At 68.3% G+C, this 17,811-nt stretch carries 15 protein-coding genes and 2 tRNA genes; 9 read left to right on the plus strand and 8 right to left on the minus strand.

Features of this window, described 5'->3' with window-relative positions:
- The first annotated feature begins 6 nt into the window (after positions 1 to 6).
- The 4 genes from HT102_RS04455 to HT102_RS04470 all read left to right on the plus strand — a co-directional run bounded on the left by HT102_RS04455 (position 7) and on the right by HT102_RS04470 (position 3,554).
- Positions 7 to 1,662 (plus strand): AMP-binding protein, encoded by a 1,656-nt coding sequence (locus HT102_RS04455; protein ID WP_225443220.1) that lies wholly within the window; start codon positions 7 to 9, stop codon positions 1,660 to 1,662.
- 133 nt (positions 1,663 to 1,795) lie between these two features.
- The gene (gene orn, locus HT102_RS04460) at positions 1,796 to 2,443 is read left to right on the plus strand and encodes an oligoribonuclease (protein WP_192038431.1); all 648 of its coding nucleotides are present in this window, start codon (positions 1,796 to 1,798) and stop codon (positions 2,441 to 2,443) included.
- Between the two features lie 47 nt (positions 2,444 to 2,490).
- Positions 2,491 to 2,563, plus strand: a tRNA-His gene (locus HT102_RS04465).
- Between the two features lie 127 nt (positions 2,564 to 2,690).
- Positions 2,691 to 3,554, plus strand: coding sequence for a hypothetical protein (locus HT102_RS04470; protein ID WP_192038206.1), 864 nt, complete (start codon positions 2,691 to 2,693; stop codon positions 3,552 to 3,554).
- A 298-nt stretch (positions 3,555 to 3,852) separates the two neighbouring features.
- On the opposite strand, the gene HT102_RS04475 is transcribed toward HT102_RS04470, so the two are convergent.
- Positions 3,853 to 5,037, minus strand: coding sequence for a L,D-transpeptidase (locus HT102_RS04475; RefSeq protein ID WP_192038207.1), 1,185 nt, complete (start codon positions 5,035 to 5,037; stop codon positions 3,853 to 3,855).
- Positions 5,038 to 5,316: 279 nt separating this feature from the next.
- Between HT102_RS04475 and HT102_RS04480 the strand changes: the two genes are divergently transcribed.
- Positions 5,317 to 5,389: transfer RNA gene (locus tag HT102_RS04480), tRNA-Lys, on the plus strand.
- A gap of 130 nt (positions 5,390 to 5,519) precedes the next feature.
- A complete protein-coding gene (locus HT102_RS04485; RefSeq protein WP_192038208.1) occupies positions 5,520 to 5,942 on the plus strand; it encodes a YciI family protein in 423 nt (140 codons plus the stop codon).
- A 279-nt stretch (positions 5,943 to 6,221) separates the two neighbouring features.
- On the opposite strand, the gene HT102_RS04490 is transcribed toward HT102_RS04485, so the two are convergent.
- The 5 genes from HT102_RS04490 to HT102_RS04510 form a co-directional block, all read right to left on the minus strand.
- Positions 6,222 to 6,662: a CoA-binding protein gene (locus HT102_RS04490; protein WP_192038209.1), complete on the minus strand. Its 441-nt coding sequence runs from the start codon at positions 6,660 to 6,662 to the stop codon at positions 6,222 to 6,224.
- Positions 6,663 to 6,714: 52 nt separating this feature from the next.
- Positions 6,715 to 7,812 carry an ABC transporter ATP-binding protein gene (locus HT102_RS04495; RefSeq protein ID WP_192038210.1) on the minus strand — a complete coding sequence of 366 codons (1,098 nt, stop codon included), beginning with the start codon at positions 7,810 to 7,812 and terminating at the stop codon, positions 6,715 to 6,717.
- A gap of 74 nt (positions 7,813 to 7,886) precedes the next feature.
- Positions 7,887 to 9,200, minus strand: coding sequence for an ABC transporter substrate-binding protein (locus HT102_RS04500; RefSeq protein WP_192038211.1), 1,314 nt, complete (start codon positions 9,198 to 9,200; stop codon positions 7,887 to 7,889).
- A 25-nt stretch (positions 9,201 to 9,225) separates the two neighbouring features.
- Complete coding sequence (locus tag HT102_RS04505) at positions 9,226 to 10,095, minus strand: carbohydrate ABC transporter permease (RefSeq protein ID WP_408611302.1); 870 nt, start codon at positions 10,093 to 10,095, stop codon at positions 9,226 to 9,228.
- Entirely contained in the window at positions 10,092 to 11,051 is a 960-nt protein-coding gene (locus HT102_RS04510) for a carbohydrate ABC transporter permease (RefSeq protein WP_192038212.1), read from the minus strand. Before HT102_RS04510 ends, HT102_RS04505 begins: the two co-directional genes overlap by 4 nt.
- A 258-nt stretch (positions 11,052 to 11,309) precedes the next feature.
- Here HT102_RS04510 and HT102_RS04515 point away from each other — a divergent pair, with 258 nt between their 5' ends.
- Positions 11,310 to 11,762, plus strand: coding sequence for a VOC family protein (locus HT102_RS04515; RefSeq protein ID WP_192038213.1), 453 nt, complete (start codon positions 11,310 to 11,312; stop codon positions 11,760 to 11,762).
- Positions 11,763 to 12,048: 286 nt separating this feature from the next.
- Here the strand turns inward: HT102_RS04515 and HT102_RS04520 are convergent, their stop codons facing one another.
- Entirely contained in the window at positions 12,049 to 12,753 is a 705-nt protein-coding gene (locus HT102_RS04520; RefSeq protein WP_192038214.1) for an NAD(P)-dependent oxidoreductase, read from the minus strand.
- Between the two features lie 107 nt (positions 12,754 to 12,860).
- On the opposite strand from HT102_RS04520, the gene HT102_RS04525 reads away from it, so the two are divergent.
- The gene (locus tag HT102_RS04525; protein ID WP_225443221.1) at positions 12,861 to 13,598 is read left to right on the plus strand and encodes a TetR/AcrR family transcriptional regulator; all 738 of its coding nucleotides are present in this window, start codon (positions 12,861 to 12,863) and stop codon (positions 13,596 to 13,598) included.
- Here the strand turns inward: HT102_RS04525 and HT102_RS04530 are convergent.
- On the minus strand, positions 13,534 to 17,043 hold the full coding sequence (locus HT102_RS04530; protein ID WP_192038216.1) for an indolepyruvate ferredoxin oxidoreductase family protein: 3,510 nt from the start codon (positions 17,041 to 17,043) through the stop codon (positions 13,534 to 13,536). The genes HT102_RS04525 and HT102_RS04530 overlap by 65 nt on opposite strands.
- Before the next feature lie 225 nt (positions 17,044 to 17,268).
- Between HT102_RS04530 and HT102_RS04535 the strand changes: the two genes are divergently transcribed.
- Complete coding sequence (locus HT102_RS04535; RefSeq protein WP_192038217.1) at positions 17,269 to 17,748, plus strand: Lrp/AsnC family transcriptional regulator; 480 nt, start codon at positions 17,269 to 17,271, stop codon at positions 17,746 to 17,748.
- The last annotated feature ends 63 nt before the right edge of the window (positions 17,749 to 17,811 follow it).

A 17,811-nucleotide genomic window follows, 5' to 3' on the forward strand; every position in this document is an offset into this window, starting at 1 on the left:
GTTTCGATGTCTGAAGCAGTCGACCTGGTGAAGGGCCTGGTGCCCATCACCAAGGCCGGGATCGTCGCGCCAATGCGGCCCGACAGGCTCGGCAAGGTCGCGGCCGCGTGGTTCAGGTTCGACTTCACCCCCGGTGGCCTGATCGCGTTCGCCGCGCACCGGAGTCCCGATCAGCCCGCCGTCATCGACGACGCGGGCACCGTCACCTACAAGCAGCTCAATGATGCCGCGGACGCGCTGGCACGCAGCCTTCGCGCTGCGGGGGTGAAGGAGCGCGACCGGATCGGCATCCTGGCGCGCAATCACCGTGGCTTCCTGCAAGCCATCGGCGCGTCGGCACGGCTGGGCACCGACCTGGTGATGCTGAACACCGGCGCGTCCGCGGGGCAGCTCGCGGCCGTCATCAGCGAGCAGAAGCTCGCTTGGCTTTTCCTCGATGAGGAGTTCGTCGAGCTGCTCGCCGACGACTTCGACGAAGCCCGGGTCGCGCTGTCCTGGGTCGATTCGGACGAGTCGGTGCTGCGCGAGGGCTGGACAACGCTCGAGCGCCTCATCAACGACGCCCCCGAACGGCGCAGTGCCGGGGCGAAGCTGCCAGCGCGGCCGCGGCGCGGCAAGACGATCGTGCTGACCTCCGGCACCACGGGCACGCCGAAGGGCGCGCGCCGCCCCGAACCGCGAAGCTGGATGCCCGCCTCCGCGCTGTTGTCGAAGTTCCCCCTGACGAGCGGCGAGACGTCGTTCATCGCCGCGCCGATCTTCCACACCTGGGGATTCGCCACGGTGCAGATCAACCTGGCGCTGCGCTCCACGCTGCTGATGCAGCGCAAGTTCGATCCGGCCGAAACGCTCCGGCTCGTCGCCGAGCAGCAGGCGGTGTCGCTGTTCCTGGTGCCCACGATGCTGCAGCGCATCATCGACCTGCCAGACGAGCAGCGCGAGGTGGATCTCTCCGCGCTGCGGGTGGTCGCCGCGAGCGGCTCGGCCATCCCGACAGCGCTGGTCAAGCGCACCCTCGAGGAGCTCGGTCCCGTGCTGTACAACCTGTACGGCTCCACCGAGGTGAGCTGGGCGGCGATCGCGACGCCCGAGGAGATGATGGAGCATCCCACCACCGCAGGGCGGGCACCGCTGGGCACCGTGGTGAAGATCCTCGACGATGACGGCAACGATGTCCCCACCGATACCGTCGGCAACGTGTTCGTCGGAAACGGCATGATCTTCGAGGGCTACACGCGCGAGGGCGCCGATCAGCAGGTCAGCGAGAAGCTGATGTCCACCGGCGATCTCGGCCACTTCAATGCCGATGGCCTGCTGTTCATCGACGGCCGTTCCGACGACATGATCGTCTCCGGCGGGGAGAACGTCTACCCGCGCGAGGTGGAGAACGTGCTCAGCGAGATGGACGGCGTGCTCGAGTGCGCGGTGGTCGGCGTGGACGATGAGAAGTTCGGCAAGCGTCTCGCCGCCTACGTGGTGCGCAAGGACACCGAGGCAGGCAAGGCCCTGACCGTCGACAGCATCGAGGCCGAGGTCAAGGACCGGCTCGCACGGTTCAGCGTGCCACGTGATGTGGTGTTCCTGGAGGAGCTGCCGCGCAACGCCACCGGCAAGGTCGTGCCCCGGGAGCTGCCCGATCCGACCGAGGCCGCCTCCGAGTAATCACAGCCGCAGCAACCCGGGCCGGGCTCCCTCACCACGGGGGCCCGGCCCTGTGCGCTGCCCCGAACCGCCACGGCGGACTGGTTCGCCCACCCTGCCAGCGCGACCTGGCATGCTGAAGGGCGTGAATGACGTGCAGGAACGACTCGTGTGGATCGATTGCGAGATGACTGGCCTCGACCTCGGCGGCGACAAGCTGATCGAGATCGCCGCCCTGGTCACCGACAAGGACCTCAACATCCTCGGAGAGGGGGTGGACATAGTCATCCATGCCGACGACGAGGCCCTCGACACCATGGTTCCCGTCGTGACGGAGATGCATCGCAACTCCGGGCTCACCGACGAGGTGCGCGCCTCCACGGTCACCGTAGCCGAGGCGGAGAAGATGGTCCTCGACTACATCCGCGAGCACGTTCCCGCCCCTCGCACCGCGCCGCTCGCGGGGAACTCCATCGCCACCGATCGCGGGTTCATCGCCCGCGACATGCCCGAGCTCGACGCGCACCTGCACTACCGGATGATCGACGTCAGCTCCATCAAGGAACTGTGCCGCCGCTGGTACCCGCGCATCTACCAGGGGCAGCCACGGAAGGGCCTCGCGCATCGCGCTCTCGCCGACATCAAGGAATCCATCCTTGAGCTCGAGTACTACCGGCGCACCGCCTTCATCCCCCAGCCCGGCCCCTCCAGCAGCGAGGTCAATCGCATCGCCAAGGACCTGTCGGAGGGCAAAAAGGTCGATCGAGCAGCCGATTCGGCAAACCAGCCCCCTACGCGATAGTATCGGGGAGCCGACAGCGCGGTGATTGCCGTGCACGTTTGGTAATGGTGGGCGTAGCTCAGCTGGTAGAGCACTGGGTTGTGATCCCAGATGTCGCGGGTTCGAGCCCCGTCGCTCACCCTTCACGAAGGCCCGGCACCTCCTGGTGCCGGGCCTTCGTCGTGCCTGCTGCTGTCCCCGGTATTGTCATGCTGGTGGCCCGCGCCGCTGCCGCGTGCCCCATCGAGACGACCCGGAAAGCCACACCATGCCACGTATCGCCTCCCCCGCCCGCGGCCTTGTCCTGCTGTCTGCCACCGCGGTGCTGCTTGTCCCCGCATGCACCGGCGACGCCACCCCTGGCATGCTCCCTGCCGATCGGGCGACCACCGCCTCGGCACCTGCCACGACAACCGCAGCCGACACCACGACAGCTCCGGCGACCACCAACGGCACCACGCGCGACGCCACCTCCGGAGGCACGACCGTCTCGGCCGGGCAGAACGGCGAGGGAAGCATCGTCATCGTGTCCGAGACCCTCGCCGGCACCGCGATCCCGGACGTCACCTACGCGGTGGATCGCGTCGAGCCCTGTCCCGAGGATGACGCACGGCCCGACGGCCGGGAGCTGCTGACGGTGCGCACTAACAACGCCGGCACGGCCACCGCCACCGACCTCGACCCGGGCTGCTTCTCGGTCCGCTTCGACCGCGTGCCGGCGAGCTACTACCCGCTCGAGGAAGGCCCCTTCCCCGGCATCATCGAGGAGGACGGCGAGACCGGACTGCTGCGCGTCCAGTTCGCGCAAGGCCCCGCCCGGTCCGGCGAGGCCGCCGTCTCCGGCGCGCTCCGGATCGTCGACTCCGGCAGCGGCGAGCCCATCGGTGGCCTCGGCCTGATCCTCGCGCGCTGCGGCTCGCAGATCCCGCTCGCCACGAGCACCGCCGCCGAAGACGGCACCATCCAGCTCTCCCTCGCCACCACCTGCTACGAGGTCGTGGGCCTGCCCGGCAGCACGGCCCCCTGCTCGGTGGAGGGGCCGATCGAGTTCACCCCGGATGTGGGCCGCGCGTTCTCGGTGGAGGTGCCGATCGAGCGTTCCGACGACCCGCCCGGGACCTGCGGCACGTAATCGCAGCAGGGCCGGACGGATCGCGCGGAGCCGTGGGCATGGCTCGCAGCCACTCCGGGCTCCTGGGGCTCCTGGGGCCTGAGTCCCGGGGCGCCTGGCACCCGGGGCGCCTGGGTCCCGGGGCGCCTGGCGCTCGCACGGCAGCTGCCACCCATGAGGCACTGTTGCCATGTCTAGGCCGTAGCTGCCACCGAAATTTCGGTGGCAGCTACGCGCTAAGGGTGGGAGGAGCGCACCAAGCGTGGCAGTTACCGGCGCCCAGCGGACGAATGACCCGCGCTAGGACGCCAATCCCCGGTCACGCCTCGGCGTTGCCGGCCTTCCACTGCGACCACGGGATGTTCCAGTCGCCGAGCCCGTCGAGCCCGTTGAGCGTGCCGCCAACGGTCTTGCGCACCACCGCGATATCGCCGGGCTTGGTGTTGTAGTAGAACCAGCGCGCGTTGGCCGGGCTCACGTTCAAGCAACCGTGGCTGACGTTGCGCCGGCCCTGGTCGGCGATGGACCACGGCGCCGAATGCACAAAGATGCCGCTATAGGACATGCGGGTGGCCCATTCGACATCCGTGCGGTAGCCGTCGGCCGAGCTGACGGGCACGCCGTAGGTGGAGGAATCCATGACGATCTCGCGGTGGCGCTCCGCGATCACATAGGTGCCGTTGGGCGTCGGCGCGGAAGCCTTGCCGAAGGAGGTGGGCATCGTCATGACCACGGTGCCGTTCACCGAGACCGTGATGGTCTTCGCATAGTCGTCCGCCACCGCGATCACAGCGTCACCAATGGTGAACTCGGATCGCTGGTCAGACTGCCCGTACAGGCCGTTGCCGAGGTCCTGGCCGTACACATTGGCATCGACGGTGATGCGCGTGCCGGGCTCCCAGTAGTTCTCCGGGCGCCACCGCACCTCGCGATTGTTCACCCAGTAGAAGGCGCCCTCCACGGGTGGGTCCGTGGTCACGGTGATCAGTTCCTGCGCGCGTGCGCGATCAGGGATCGGCTCGTCGAACTGCACCGCGACGGGCTGCCCGATGCCAACCACCGCGCCGTCCCATGGCATGAGGTAGGGCATGGTCAGGTTGTCGGGAACAACCGTGGTGAACGTGCTGCGCAGCTCGGATGTGCCACCCGGGCCGGTCGCGGTGGCCGCGAGCGTATAGGTGCGCCCGTAGCCGAGGACTTCGGTGGTGGTCCAGGAGGTACCGTCTGGCGCCATCTCGGCGTCCACGGGCTTGCCCTCGGGATTGAGGAGCTCCACGGAGTCCAGCGTTCCCTCGGCCGCGGCGAGGGTGATGGGCTCGAGCGGGGAGACGCCTTGCGCCCCGTCGGGCTCGGACAAGCTTATGGCAGGGAGCGGCGGCGGCTCGGGCGCGGTGCTCGAACTCGTCGGGATCGTGCAGGCGGATATCAGGGACAGTGCTGCTGCCAGCGCGACCGCAGCGGTGCTCGATCGCCAGGCGCGTCGTGAATCGGGGATCAATGTCATGCGGACCTCACCTCCCGGTGCTCCGGGCCCACGCCGCCAAGCACGCGTACATCGGCCCATCATCTGGCAAGTATGCGGGACTGCTCATCTGTTTTCACCCCGGGGTGGCGTACGCAACAACATGTCACCAAACCCTCGGCGTGCTCGCGTGAAGCACAGACCGGCAACCCATCCGCCGCAGGCGCCCCGGCACGAGGCAAGTCCGCCGCGCACATCCCCTACCAGCGGATTTCCGATCGGGCGGCAAACCTGTTAATGTCTTTCCCGCAACGAGCACACGCGCCATTAGCTCAATTGGCAGAGCAGCTGACTCTTAATCAGCGGGTTCGGGGTTCGAGTCCCTGATGGCGCACTTCGAGTTCCCCTTCCGGACGATGTCCGGGAGGGGAACTTTCTTTTTCCCGCCTGTCGATCCGCTCGGTCCCCGTTCGACGTCATAGTAGAAGCACCGCACGGGCGCTCCTGGACGAGAGGGAAGACCAATGAAGTACATGCTGATCATGCGCGTGACCGACGCCGCCATCGAGGCCTCGAAGGATGTGCCGTTCGAGGAGATCATCAACGCGATGGGCGCCTACAACGAGTCGATGATGAAGGCTGGCGTGCTGCGCGCGGGCGAGGGCCTCGTCGGCCCCGAGGAAGGGTTCGTCGTTGACTTCTCGGCGGAGGAACCGGTCATCACCGATGGCCCCTACGGGGAGACGCACGAGTTGTTCAACGGCTTCTGGATCATCCAGGTCTCCTCGAAGGACGAGGCCGCGGAGCGGGCGCGCCGCTGTCCGCTCGGACCGGGCACGAAGCTCGAGGTGCGGCGCGTCAGCGATGAGAGCGACTTCGAGGATTACGCCGACAACGAGTACATCCAGAAGGAGGTCGGCTGGCGCGAGGAGCTCGGCACCAAGTGATTGCCACCCGGGCGATCGCGGGGCAGCCGGGGGGACACCGCGCCGGGACACCGCGCCGGGACGCTGGCGGGACACCGCGCTGGGACACCGCGCCGGGCAGCTGGGGGGACACCGCGCCAGGCAGCTGGGGGGGGGACACCGCGCCGGGAGTGGAAAGAAAACCCCCTCCAAGCGGGAAAACTTTCCACTCCCGGTCCGCCGAAGCCCGAGCCGCGGCCGCCGAACCCCGAGCCGCGGCCGCCGAAGCCCGCAGCAGCCCGAGCCGCCCCCGCCAGCCCCCTACAGCCGCGGGTACTCGATCTTCGGGCAGGTGTCCATGACGACGCCGAGCCCGGCATCCTTGGCACGCTGGGCGGCGCCCTCGTCGATCACCCCGAGCTGCAGCCAGACGGCCGTGATGCCGAGCCGCTGGGCATTGGCGATGGCCTCGTCGACGATGCCGCCCACGCGATGCGAGGTGACGAAGCAATCCACGACGTCGATGCGCTCCCCGTCGGGGATGTCCGAGAGGCTGGCGTGTCCATCCTCGCCGAACACGTTCTCGGCGAGGGGGTGCACGGGCACGATGCGATGCCCGAGCTGCTCCTTCATCCAGCGGGACACCCCGTGGGCGGTGCGCCCAGTGTGGGTGGAGAGCCCCACTACCGCCCAGGTGCCGGGCGTCGTCAGGAGCTGGCGGATGAGCGCGGGATCATTCGAGTGTGTCGCGGTGCCGGTCATGCCTCCATTGTGGCGCAGCGGCGCGCTGCCGGGCGGGAGGAACGGGCAAACCCTATCCCCGGAGCCGCTGCCCGGTCGCGGCATCGAAGAACAGCACGCTGCCGGGACGGGGACGTACCCGCAGCGTCTCGCCGACGGTGACGGCGGTACGCGCCTCGACCCGCACGACGACCTCGCCGGCCACTGATTCCCACTCCCCTGGCGCATCGGGGCTGCCGTGGACGAAGCCTTCGGAGCCAAGCTCCTCGTGGAGGGTGACGCGCAGGGCGAGGGATTGCTCCTCGGGCACGAGGGCGAGGTCCTCGGGCCGCACTCCCAGAGTGACCGCGCCGGGCACCGATGCCGCGTCGATGACGGCGCGGGGCACGGGCACGCGGACGCCCCCAGCAACGGCCCACCCTTCCTCCACGCGCGCCTTGAGCAGGTTCATGGCTGGCGAGCCAATGAAGGAGGCAACAAACGTGTTCGCGGGATCGTCATAGAGCGCGCGGGGCGAATCGACCTGCTGGAGCATGCCGCGGTCGAGAACGGCGACACGATCGCCCATGGTCATGGCCTCGACCTGATCGTGGGTCACGTAGACGGTGGTGACACCGAGCCGGCGTTGCAGCGCGGCGATCTGGGAACGGGTGCTGACGCGCAGCTTGGCATCGAGGTTGGACAGTGGCTCGTCCATGCAGAACACCTTGGGGTGACGGACGATCGCTCGGCCCATGGCGACGCGCTGGCGCTGGCCGCCGGAGAGCTTGCCGGGCTTGCGGTCGAGCAGGTCCTGGAGATCGAGCATGGCGGCCGCCTCGCGCACCTTGGTCTCCCTCTCGGCGCGCGGCACCCCGGCGTTGCGGAGCGCGAAGCCCATGTTCTCGGCGACGGTCATGCTGGGGTAGAGCGCGTAGTTCTGGAACACCATCGCCACATCGCGCTGCCGTGGTGGGAGGCTGGTGACGTCGCGGTCGCCGATGTGGACGCGGCCGGACTCGATGGGCTCGAGCCCGGCGAGCATTCGCAGGGTGGTGGACTTCCCGCAGCCGGACGGCCCGACAAGGACAAGGAACTCTCCGTCGTCGATGGCGAGGTCGAGCGCGTCCACCGCGGCCGTGGTGCTGCCGGGATAGCGGTGGGTGACGCCGTCGAAGCGGATTCCGGCCATGGGCCTGGGCCTCCATGCGTGGGATGCCCGGGGTGCGGCGAGGGGCGTGCCGCGCCCCGGGGCGAGGGCGATGGTCAGTTGGGGAGCTTGGGCGTGATCTGCCGGTCGATGATGCCCTGGAGCTGGTCGCGCACGCCGGGCAGCACGTCGGCGGGGTTCTCGTTGCGCAGGCCGATGCGCTCGAGCCCACCGTTGATGAACTGGTCGGAGCCGGGAACGAACACGCGCGCGTTGTCCTGCGGGGACGTCAGCGGCAGTTGCTCGACGGCGGTGCGGGCGTTGGGGTTGGCGTCGAGGTGCTCGCGGAACTCGCCGATCTCGGAGGCGTTGGAGCGCACGGGCATGTAGCCGACGTTCTGCGAGAAGTATCCGGTGTTCTCGGGGTTGGTGATGAACTCGATGAAGCGCATGGCGTTGCGCTTGCGCTCGTCGGGGATTCCGGCGGGGATGGCAAGCCCGGCGCCGCCGGTGGGGCACGAGTCGCGGCCCTCGGTGCGGGGCAGGAAGGCGGTGCCGACCTCGAAGCTCGCGGCCGCCTGGATCTGGGCGAGGCTGCCGGTGGAGGCGAGCGTCGAGGCGCACAGCCCGGCACCGAAGTCGTTGGCATTGTCGGGGGTGATGTTGGCCCAGCGTCCATCGTGGATGGTGCCGCGGAACCATTCGGCGGCCTCGATGGCCTGCTCGTCAGCGATGGTGACGGTCCAGTCGTCGGAGTAGCGCCCGTCGAACGTCCAGTTGACCCCCTGGTAGTACCAGGCGAGGTACTCGGCGCCATTGGCCCAGGAGTGAGCAGGCCGGTCGCCGTTGGCACCCACTAGCTCGGGGGCCCATTCGGCCATCTCGTCCCAGGTGCGGGGGCCACGGTCGGGCAGTCCTGCCTCCTGCCAAGCGTCGCGGTTGTAGTAGAACAGCGGGGTGGAGCGGGCGTAGGGCACGGCCCACCTGTTGCCGTTGAAGGCATAGTCGGCGAGCAGTGCCTCCACGTAGCTGCCGGTATCGACGCCGAGGTCGTCGAAGAGCCCGTCGAGCGGCTCGATGGTGTTGTTGAGCGCGTAGTTGAACCACCACACGTCGGAGAGCACCACCACATCGGGCAGGTCTCCCCCGGCGAGGGAGGCGTTGAACTTCTGCGCCACCTCCTCGTAGTTGCGGCCCGAGGAGACGAGCTGCACGGTCAGCCCTGGGTTGGCGGCCTCGAAGCGGCGGATCAGCTCGAGCTCGGTGTCGCGCGACGTGCCGGGGTGGTTCGACCAGAACTGGATGGTGCTGGGGTCGCCACTGCTCGTACCGCTGCCACCGCCAGCGCAGGCCGTGAGGGCGAGGCCCGCGGCGGCGATGCCGGTGTAGCCAAGGAAGGCCCGCCTGTTGAGAGGGCGGAATCCGGTCATGTGGTGTGCTCCTTCGACGGTGGGGTCAGCCCTTGACTGCGCCCGAGGTGAGGCCCTTGATCATCTGCTTCTGCAGGATGATGAAGACGATGAGAATGGGTATGGCCGCGAGGATGGTGCCCGCCATGACGGGCCCCCAGTTGGTGAGCCCTTCGTTGTTCTGCAGGAACGTCAGGCCGACCGGGATCGGTGCCACACGATAGTCGTCAGCGATGAGGAATGGCCACAGGTACTCGTTCCATTCGTTGACGAGCGTGATGAGCGCGAACGCGACCATGGTCGGCCGGGAAGCGGGCAGGATGACCCGCCACAGCAGCATGGCGTGGCCCGAGCCGTCCATGCGGGCGGCCTCGATGATCTCCGCGGGGATCGACAGGAAGTGGTTGCGCATCAGGAACGTTCCGAACGCCACTCCGGCCAGCGGGATGATGATGCCCTGGAACGTGTTGCGCCAGCCCAGCTCGGCCACGAGCGCATAGTTGGAGATGACGGTGATCTGGTTGGGCACCATCAATGCCGCGATGACCGTGACGAACACCAGCGTCTTGCCGGGGAAGCGCAGGAACACCAGCGCGTACGCGGTGAGGATGCCGAGGGCGAACTTGAGCGTGCCGAGGATCGTGGTGATGAGCAGGGAGTTGCGCAGGAACGTCCAGAACGGGATCAGGCTCGTGGCGTCCGCGTAGTTGTCGAGGTAGAGACTTCCGGGCCACCAGGTGACGGGCTGGGTGTAGACCTCGCCGCGCGTCTTGAACGAGGTGAGCGCGATCCACAGCAGCGGCAGCACGATGATGGCGAGCGCGGCGAGCATCGCGGTGTAGCCGGCGATGCGGATCAGGCGCTGGCGCCGGGCGTGGGCGGCGGAATCGTGCCGGTCGAGCGCGAGCATCGTCATCGGGCGTCTCCCCGGTCCATCATGCGCACCTGGATGACAGTGACGATCAGCAGCGCGAGGAATAGCAGGGTCGCGACAGTGGCTCCGTACCCGGCCCGGAAGTTCACGAACGACTCCTGGTACACCTGGAAGACCATCGTGGTGGTGCCGTTGCCCAGCGGCCCGCCTCGGGTCATCACGTAGATGATGTCGAACACTTGCAACGTGGAGAGCAGCACGGTGATCGACAGGAAGTACGTGGTGGGCCGCAGCTGCGGCATGAGCACCCGCCAGAAAGTGGTCCACCGGCTCGCCCCGTCGATCTCGGCGGCCTCGAGCAGATCCTGGCGCACCCCCTGCAACGCAGCGAGATAGATGACGAAGCTGTAGCCGAGGTACTTCCAGATGAACGTCAGCGTGATCATCAGCAGCGCCCAGCGCGGCTCCTGGTAGAAATCGGGCGCCGGGATGGCGGGGATCCCGACCTGCCCGAGCAGCACGTTGGCACGCCGGATGAGGTCCTGGACGAGACCGAAGCTCGGGTCGAACACGAACTGGAACGCGATGCCGATGGCAGCTCCAGAGATGACGAACGGGGCGAAGATCGCGCCACGCACGAGGTTGCGGCCCTTGAGCTGCTGATCGAGCAGCAGCGCGAGCGCGAGGCCGAGGACCATGCACCCGCCGACCGCGAGAACGGTGAACAGCACGGTGTTCTGCACGATCGTCCACGAGTCACCTCGGGTGAACCACTCGCGGTAGTTGTCGAGCCCGACGAACACCAGGTCCGGCGAGGCGAGGTTCCAGTCGAACAGTGACAACCGCAGGTTGTCGGCCAGCGGGCGATAGGTGAACAGGGCCAGCAGCAGCAGGTTGGGCCCGGCCAGGGCGAGGAAGAGCAGGTAGTCGCGCCACGGCCGCCCCCGGAATCCGCGCTGGCCGGTCGCGGGCAGCACGCGTTCGGTCGTGGAGGTCACCCGGGTGATCGTGATCGACACGCGCCAACAGCGGATGAATGCCGGTGAACGCGTCCGTGACGGCGTCGTGAAACCGATCGCGCAGTGCAATCGAGCGATGAGTTTCCGGGACCGGCGGGGTCAATAATCGTGAGTGGAAAAACCTTCGGTGTGCCCCTTGCCACAGCGCACCCGATGGCCTAGAGTTCCACTTGTTCGAACGTGTGTTCGAGTTTTGCTTCACCCAGCATCAGGCAAGCAGCACCGAGAGGACCCATCATGAGCAGCACCTCCCCCAGCGTTACCCCGTACCTGACCATCAAGGGCGCCGATGCCGCGATCGCGTTCTACAAGGAGGTCTTCGGCGCTACCGAGGGGCTCCGCCTTTCCATGCCTGACGGTGGCGTGGGGCACGCGGAGCTGACGATCGGGAACGGAATGATCATGCTGGCCGACGAGAACCTGGACTGGGGCAATCGCAGCCCGGTGACGCTCGGCGGCTCCCCCGTGACGATCGCCCTGAGCGTCGAGGACGTCGATGCCGTGGTGGAGAAAGCGGTCGCGAAGGGCTCCACGCTCCAGATGCCCGTCAGCAACGAGTTCTACGGCGAGCGCGTCGGCGTGATCACCGACCCATTCGGCCACGCATGGCACATCTCCACCCACATCGAGGACGTCAGCGAAGAGGAGCTGCACAAGCGCATGGCCGCCATGTTCGAGAACGCCGAATAATCCGCTGAGCAGCCTGCCCCCGAACAGCCTGGGATGCCGCGCCAACCCTTGCTCCGAGCCCCAACCCGGAGCGGCGCGGCACCCCGGGCCCCTTTCCACCAGGGCGGATACCCGCGGATGCCCCCGCTGGCGGCGGGCTGCTGGTAGGCGGCGGGCTGCTGGCTCGAACCCAATCTGCTGGTTAATGTCTCGTTCTCAAGCCCGTGTCGTTGCGTGTCGCGTGACATTAGCTAGCAGATCCGAACTGCCCGATTCGGCAATGCGGGCCCGAGTCGGCCAGGTCCAGCTACCGGGCCGCGGCGTGGGCGAGCGCGGATTCCGTGCGGCAGCCGACGATCGCCGGGGCCTCGCGGATCAGTTCGTCGTTCACGAGCGCCTCGACCATGAACAGGGCGAAGTCGATTCGCCGGGTGATGTTGCTCGCGAGGACGGGGTCTCCGACGTGACGGCTCCACACGGGCAGTCCCTGGCTCTCGCCCTCCTCGAGGTCGCTTCCGCGCACCACTGTCCATAGCGTGTCGCTGGCGAAGATCCGGTCGCAGGCCCGCACTTGGTCGCGCACATCGACGAGCCGGGCGAGCCGCGCAAGGGCCGATATCGCCGCCACCGTGGCCCGGAACGTGCGGGAGTACTGATCCTTGCCGTCGCGGGTGATGTGCCAGCCGCACGAGAACACCAGCCGGGCGCCCGGCTCCGCATGGTCGAGCACGGCCTGGGCGGTGCCGCTCGCGTAGTCGTGCACGCCCCAGGGGACCAGGACGACGAGAACGCCATCGCATCCGGCGACGGCTTGCTTGATCACGTCCGGGTCATTGGTGCGGCCTGGGACGACGGTGATGCGGCCGGCGAACTCGTCGAGCTTGCCGACGCTCTGCTCGCGGCAGACCCCCACGACCTCGTAGCCGCGCTCGAGGGCGTGGCGGATCATGTACGTCCCCAGCTTCCCTGATGCACCGACAATGCATACCTTGCGCATTTCGCGTGACGACATCCCTGGCTCCTTCACTGAGCTCCAGCAACCTTTGCCTTACGTCGTAAGATACGCCTTATGGCGTAAGGTAGTCAATGGTTGATCACCGTCATCCCGAGAGGAGCGCCATGCCAGGCACCGTTGGGGCACCCCGCCGCCGCGCGCGGCCCGGGCTCACTCGCGACCAGATCCTCGCCGCCGCCATCCGGCTCGCAGACCACACCGGCACCGCCGGGCTCACCATGCGGGCACTGGCCAAGGACCTCGGCGTCGAGGCCATGTCGCTCTATCACCACATCGCCAGCAAGGACGCACTGCTCGATGCCATGGTCGACCACGTCTTCAGCGAGATCAGCCTCCCCGAGACCGGAACCGGCTGGCGCGACGGGATGCTCCAGCGCGCCCACTCCGCCCGCGCCACGCTCCGCGACCATCCGTGGGCGCTCGGCCTCATGGCCTCCCGCTCCACCCCAGGCCCCGCCACGCTCCGCCACCACGACGCCGTGCTTGGCTGCCTGAGGCACAACGGCTTCAGCCTCCCCCTCGCCGCGCGCGCGGTCGCCCTCCTCGACAGCTACATCTACGGGTTCGTCCTGCAAGAGAACGGACTCCCGTTCGCCAGCGCCGAGGAGCTCGCCACCATCGCCGACGGCATCCTCGCCACGCCCGCCATCGCCGAGGAATACCCGCACCTGACCGAGCTGATCACCGAGCACGCGCTCAAGCCCGGCTACGCCTACAGCGACGAGTTCGACCACGGGCTCGACCTCATCCTCGACGGCCTCGAGCGCCAGCGCCTCGCTAGCGAAGACCGCCCAGCATCCTCGCCAGCTCCGCGCGGTACGCCGCGACCGTCCGCATCTTGATGTCCTCGTATCCGCGCACCATGTCCGGCAGGTCAGCGATCGCCACGGCCTCGCCCAGGTTGCCAGCGTCAAGGACGGCACGGACCTCCCGGATCGCGGCGATGTACTCGTCGATAAGCGCCCGCTCGGTGCGCCGCACCTCGGTGTGGCCGAACGGATCGAGCCGGGTGCCACGCACGCGCTTCATCGTCGCCAGTCCGCGGAACGCAGGCGTGAACCACCCGCCCACGCCGATCTTGCGGTCCATGCCCAGCGCCCGCAGCACCGGCGGATGCAACTGGTTGACCACCGTCGCACCCTCACCAAACTCGGCCTCGATCTCCGCGCGCACGCTCGGATCCAGCGCCAGCCGGGCCACCTCGTACTCATCCTTGTAGGCCATCAGCTTGTGCAGCCCGCGCCCTACCGCCTCGGTCAGCGCGGTCGAGCCGGCATCCACGCGCGCCTCGGCCCGCCGGGCCTCGGCAAGGAGGCCGACGAAGCGTCGCGCGTACTTGTCGTCCTGGAAATCGATCAGCTCTTCGATGCGCAGATCGATCGCGTCGGATGGCGCGGGCAAGCCGATCAGCGCGCCCAGCTGCCGCGCCCGCTCAGAGATCCGCGGCGCGGCCTGCTCGGGCTGCATCATCCGCGACAGCGCTTCCGGGTCGGCCACAGCCTGCCGGCCACGCCGCAGTGCCTGGAGGTTGCGGTCCACCGCCACGCCGTTGAGCATGATCGCCTGCTCGATCGCGGACTCGCTCACCGGCAGCACCCCGGTCTGCAAGGCAGCGCCGACGAGGATCATGTTCGCGTACTGCTCGTCGCCGAACAGCCGGTGCGCGAGATCCGCCGCATCGAGGTAGTGCACCTCGCGGGCCACCTCATCGATCGCGCCGTGGATGGCGTCATCGCGGGGGTAGTCCTCGCTCGTGGTCGTCACCATCTTGCCGGTGGGCACATGGTGGGTGGAGATCACCGCGACGGTACGGGCGGGATCGGCGACGCGCAGGTTGGCGGGATCGGTGGCCACGAGGGCATCGCAGCCGAGATAGAGGTCCGCGCGGCCCTCGCCGACCTTCGCGGAGACCTCCTCGGGCGCGTCGGTCATCGTGATGTCGGAGACCACCGCGCCGCCCTTCTGCGCGAGGCCAGTCTGGTCGAGGGTGCGCACGGCATGACCGTCGATGACAGCAGCGATAGCGAGGACCTGGCTGATGGTGACCACGCCCGTGCCGCCGATGCCCATGATGCGCATGTCGAACTCGTCGCGGCCGGTCGCATACCGCGGAGTCGGCAGCTCATCGAGAGCCAGCGGCTGCAGGTCCTGGTGCTTCGAGCGGCCGGGAGTGATCGTCATGAACGACGGGCAATCGCCCTTCAGGCACGAGTAATCGAGGTTGCAGGAGGACTGGTTGATGCGGGTCTTGCGCCCGAACTCGGTGTCCACCGGTTGCACGGACAGGCAGTTGGACTTCTCGCCGCAATCGCCGCAGCCCTCGCAGATGCGCTCGTTGATCATCACCTTCGTGGTCGGTGTGGGCAGCGTGCCCCTCTTGCGCTTGCGGCGCTTCTGCGCGGCGCACTCCTGATCATGGATGAGCACCGTCACTCCAGGCACGGCGGCGAGCTCGCGCTCCACGTCGAGCAGCTCCTCGCGCGGACGCACTTGCACGCCGCGCGGGAGGCGACGCCGCTGGATGCGCGACGGATCCTCGCTGGTGATGACGATGCGAGCGACGCCCTCGTCATGGAGCAGGCGGGCCATCTGCTCCACCGGCATCTCCCCCACGGGCCGCTGCCCGCCGGTCATGGCGACAGCACTGTTCGCGAGGAGCTTGTAGGTGATGTTGACGTTGGCGGCGATGGCAGCCCGGATCGCGAGCGATCCCGAATGCAGGAACGTGCCGTCGCCGATGTTCTGCACCAGGTGGCGCTCGGTGACGTAGGGGGCCATGCCGATCCACTGCGCGCCCTCGCCGCCCATCTGCGTGGTGCCCAGGACGTTGCCTGTCTGCTTCGGATCCATCAGCAGCACCATCGCGTGGCACCCGATGCCACCGCCCACGAGCGTGCCCTCGTTGACGCGGGTGGAGGAGTTGTGCGGGCAGCCCGAGCAGTAGTACGGGCTGCGCACCGCGAGCGGAACAGAGATGCGATGCGGGCGCGACCGGTGCTGCCAGGCCCGCACGCCCTCGACGTCCCGCCCCGCCAATGCCCGCGCCAGGCCACGGGTGACGGTGTCGATATCGAGCTCGCCGATAGCAGGGAACAGGACACTGCCGTCGGCGGTGCGGCGGCCCACGATCCGCGGCGCCGATCGGCGTCCGTACAGCACGGAGCGGATGGCGGACTCGAGGAAGTCATGCTTCTCCTCGATCACGATGATCTCGTCAAGGCCGTCAGCGAACTGCTCGACGATGCGGGGCTCGAGCGGCCACAGCATGCCGATCTTCAGCAACCGGATGCCATGGCGGGCGAGCTCATCCTCGCCGAGACCCAGGGTCCGCAGCGCGCTGCGAAGATCGAGATAGGTCTTGCCCGCGGCGACGATGCCCACCTGATCGCCGGTGCCGCTGCGCGTGATGCGGTTCAGGCCGTTGTTGCGCGCGTACTCGAGCGCGCGGGGCAAGCGGGTCTCGTGGAGGCTGCGCTCGAGCGCGGCGAGGCTGGCGCCGAGAACCCGTCCCGACGGCTCATGCGTGCTGGGGCCGGAACCACCGAGGATCGGCAAGGACTGGTGCGGATGGACCCGCACCGTGCTGGCTCCATCAGCGACCGCGGTGACGATCTTCAACCCTGCCCAGGTGCCGGTGAAGCGAGAGAGGTACTGGGCGTGCAGGCCCATCTCCAGCACTTCCTGGCTATCCGCCGGATACAGCACGGGAATGCGCAAGTCCGCGAAGAGCCGCTCGGTGGCGGACGGAAGGGTCGAGGACTTGGCACCCGGATCGTCGCCCACGATAGCCACCGCCCCGCCCCGCGGGTCCGTGCCCATCATGTTGGCGTGGCGCAACGCATCGGCTGCGCGATCGAGCCCCGGCGCCTTGCCGTACCAGATGCTGGTGATGCCATCGACGCCGTCAACGGTGGCGGCCGAGCGAGCAAGCTGCGCGCCCATGCACGCGGTGGCGCCATGCTCCTCGTTCAGGCCCGGTTGCAGGCGCACGTCGAGAGGCTCGAGCAAGGCGCGCTGCCGCATCAGCTCGAGGTCATAGCCCGCGAGCGGCGAGCCCTCGTAGCCCGAGACGAACGTGGCCGTGCGCAGACCAGCGCGGCGATCCTGGCGGGCCCGATCGAGCAGCATCCGCACGAGGCCCTGGATGCCGGTGAGGAAGACGACTCCGTCCTCCCGCTCGTAGCGCTCATCGAGGTAGAACCCGTCCGGGCTTGCCTTGCGGCTCGCGCCGGGAGCGCCGTAGCGGGATTGCTCGTGGCGTGGTCGGTCGTGCTGCGGGATCGTCATGGCGGGCACCTCCTGTGGTCGCCCCACCGGGGTGTGGTGGCGGCGGCGAGCACGCATCGGGTGTGATGCAGCTCATAGTTGTCCATGTGACTACCATTCAGCGCCCAAACCGCGCCACCGCGCAACCGTGCGGCGATACATTGAGCCAATGGCCCATTCGCGCCCTTCCAGACGACGCACCAGCCGGCCAGGTGACCAATCCGCCCGTACGCCCGGAAGGCACTCATGAGCGCCACGTTCGACAAGCTCGACCTCACCATCCTGAGGCTGCTGCTCGAGCAACCACGCGCCGGGGTCCGCGAGTACGCCCGGCAGCTCGGCATCGCCCGCGGCACCGCCCAGGCCCGCATCGACAAGCTGCAACGCTCCGGCGTCATCGCCAGCTACGCGCCCCGCATCTCCCCCACCGCCCTCGGCTTCGGCGGGCTCGCCTACATCCACATCCACCTCGCCCAGGGCCAGCTCGACACCACCAGCCGCTTGCTCGCCGCGATCCCCGAGATCATCGCCGCGGACTCCATCGCCGGCGAGGGCGACCTCATCTGCCACGTCGTCGCCAAGGACAACCATGAGCTCGAGCGCGTCATCCAGCGCATCATCGCCACGCCCGGCGTCGTGCGCACCCGCACCGAGATCGTGCTCAGCCGCCGCATCGAGAACCGCGTGATCCCGCTGATCGAATCGCTCGCCGCCGAGCTCGGGTGAGGCTGGGCGGTTGGATTGGTCGACTGGTTGGTGGGTTGGCCGGCTGGTTGCTCAGTTGCGGCC

It is taken from the genome of Lolliginicoccus lacisalsi (assembly GCF_014841105.1).
GTDB lineage: Bacteria > Actinomycetota > Actinomycetes > Mycobacteriales > Mycobacteriaceae > Lolliginicoccus > Lolliginicoccus lacisalsi.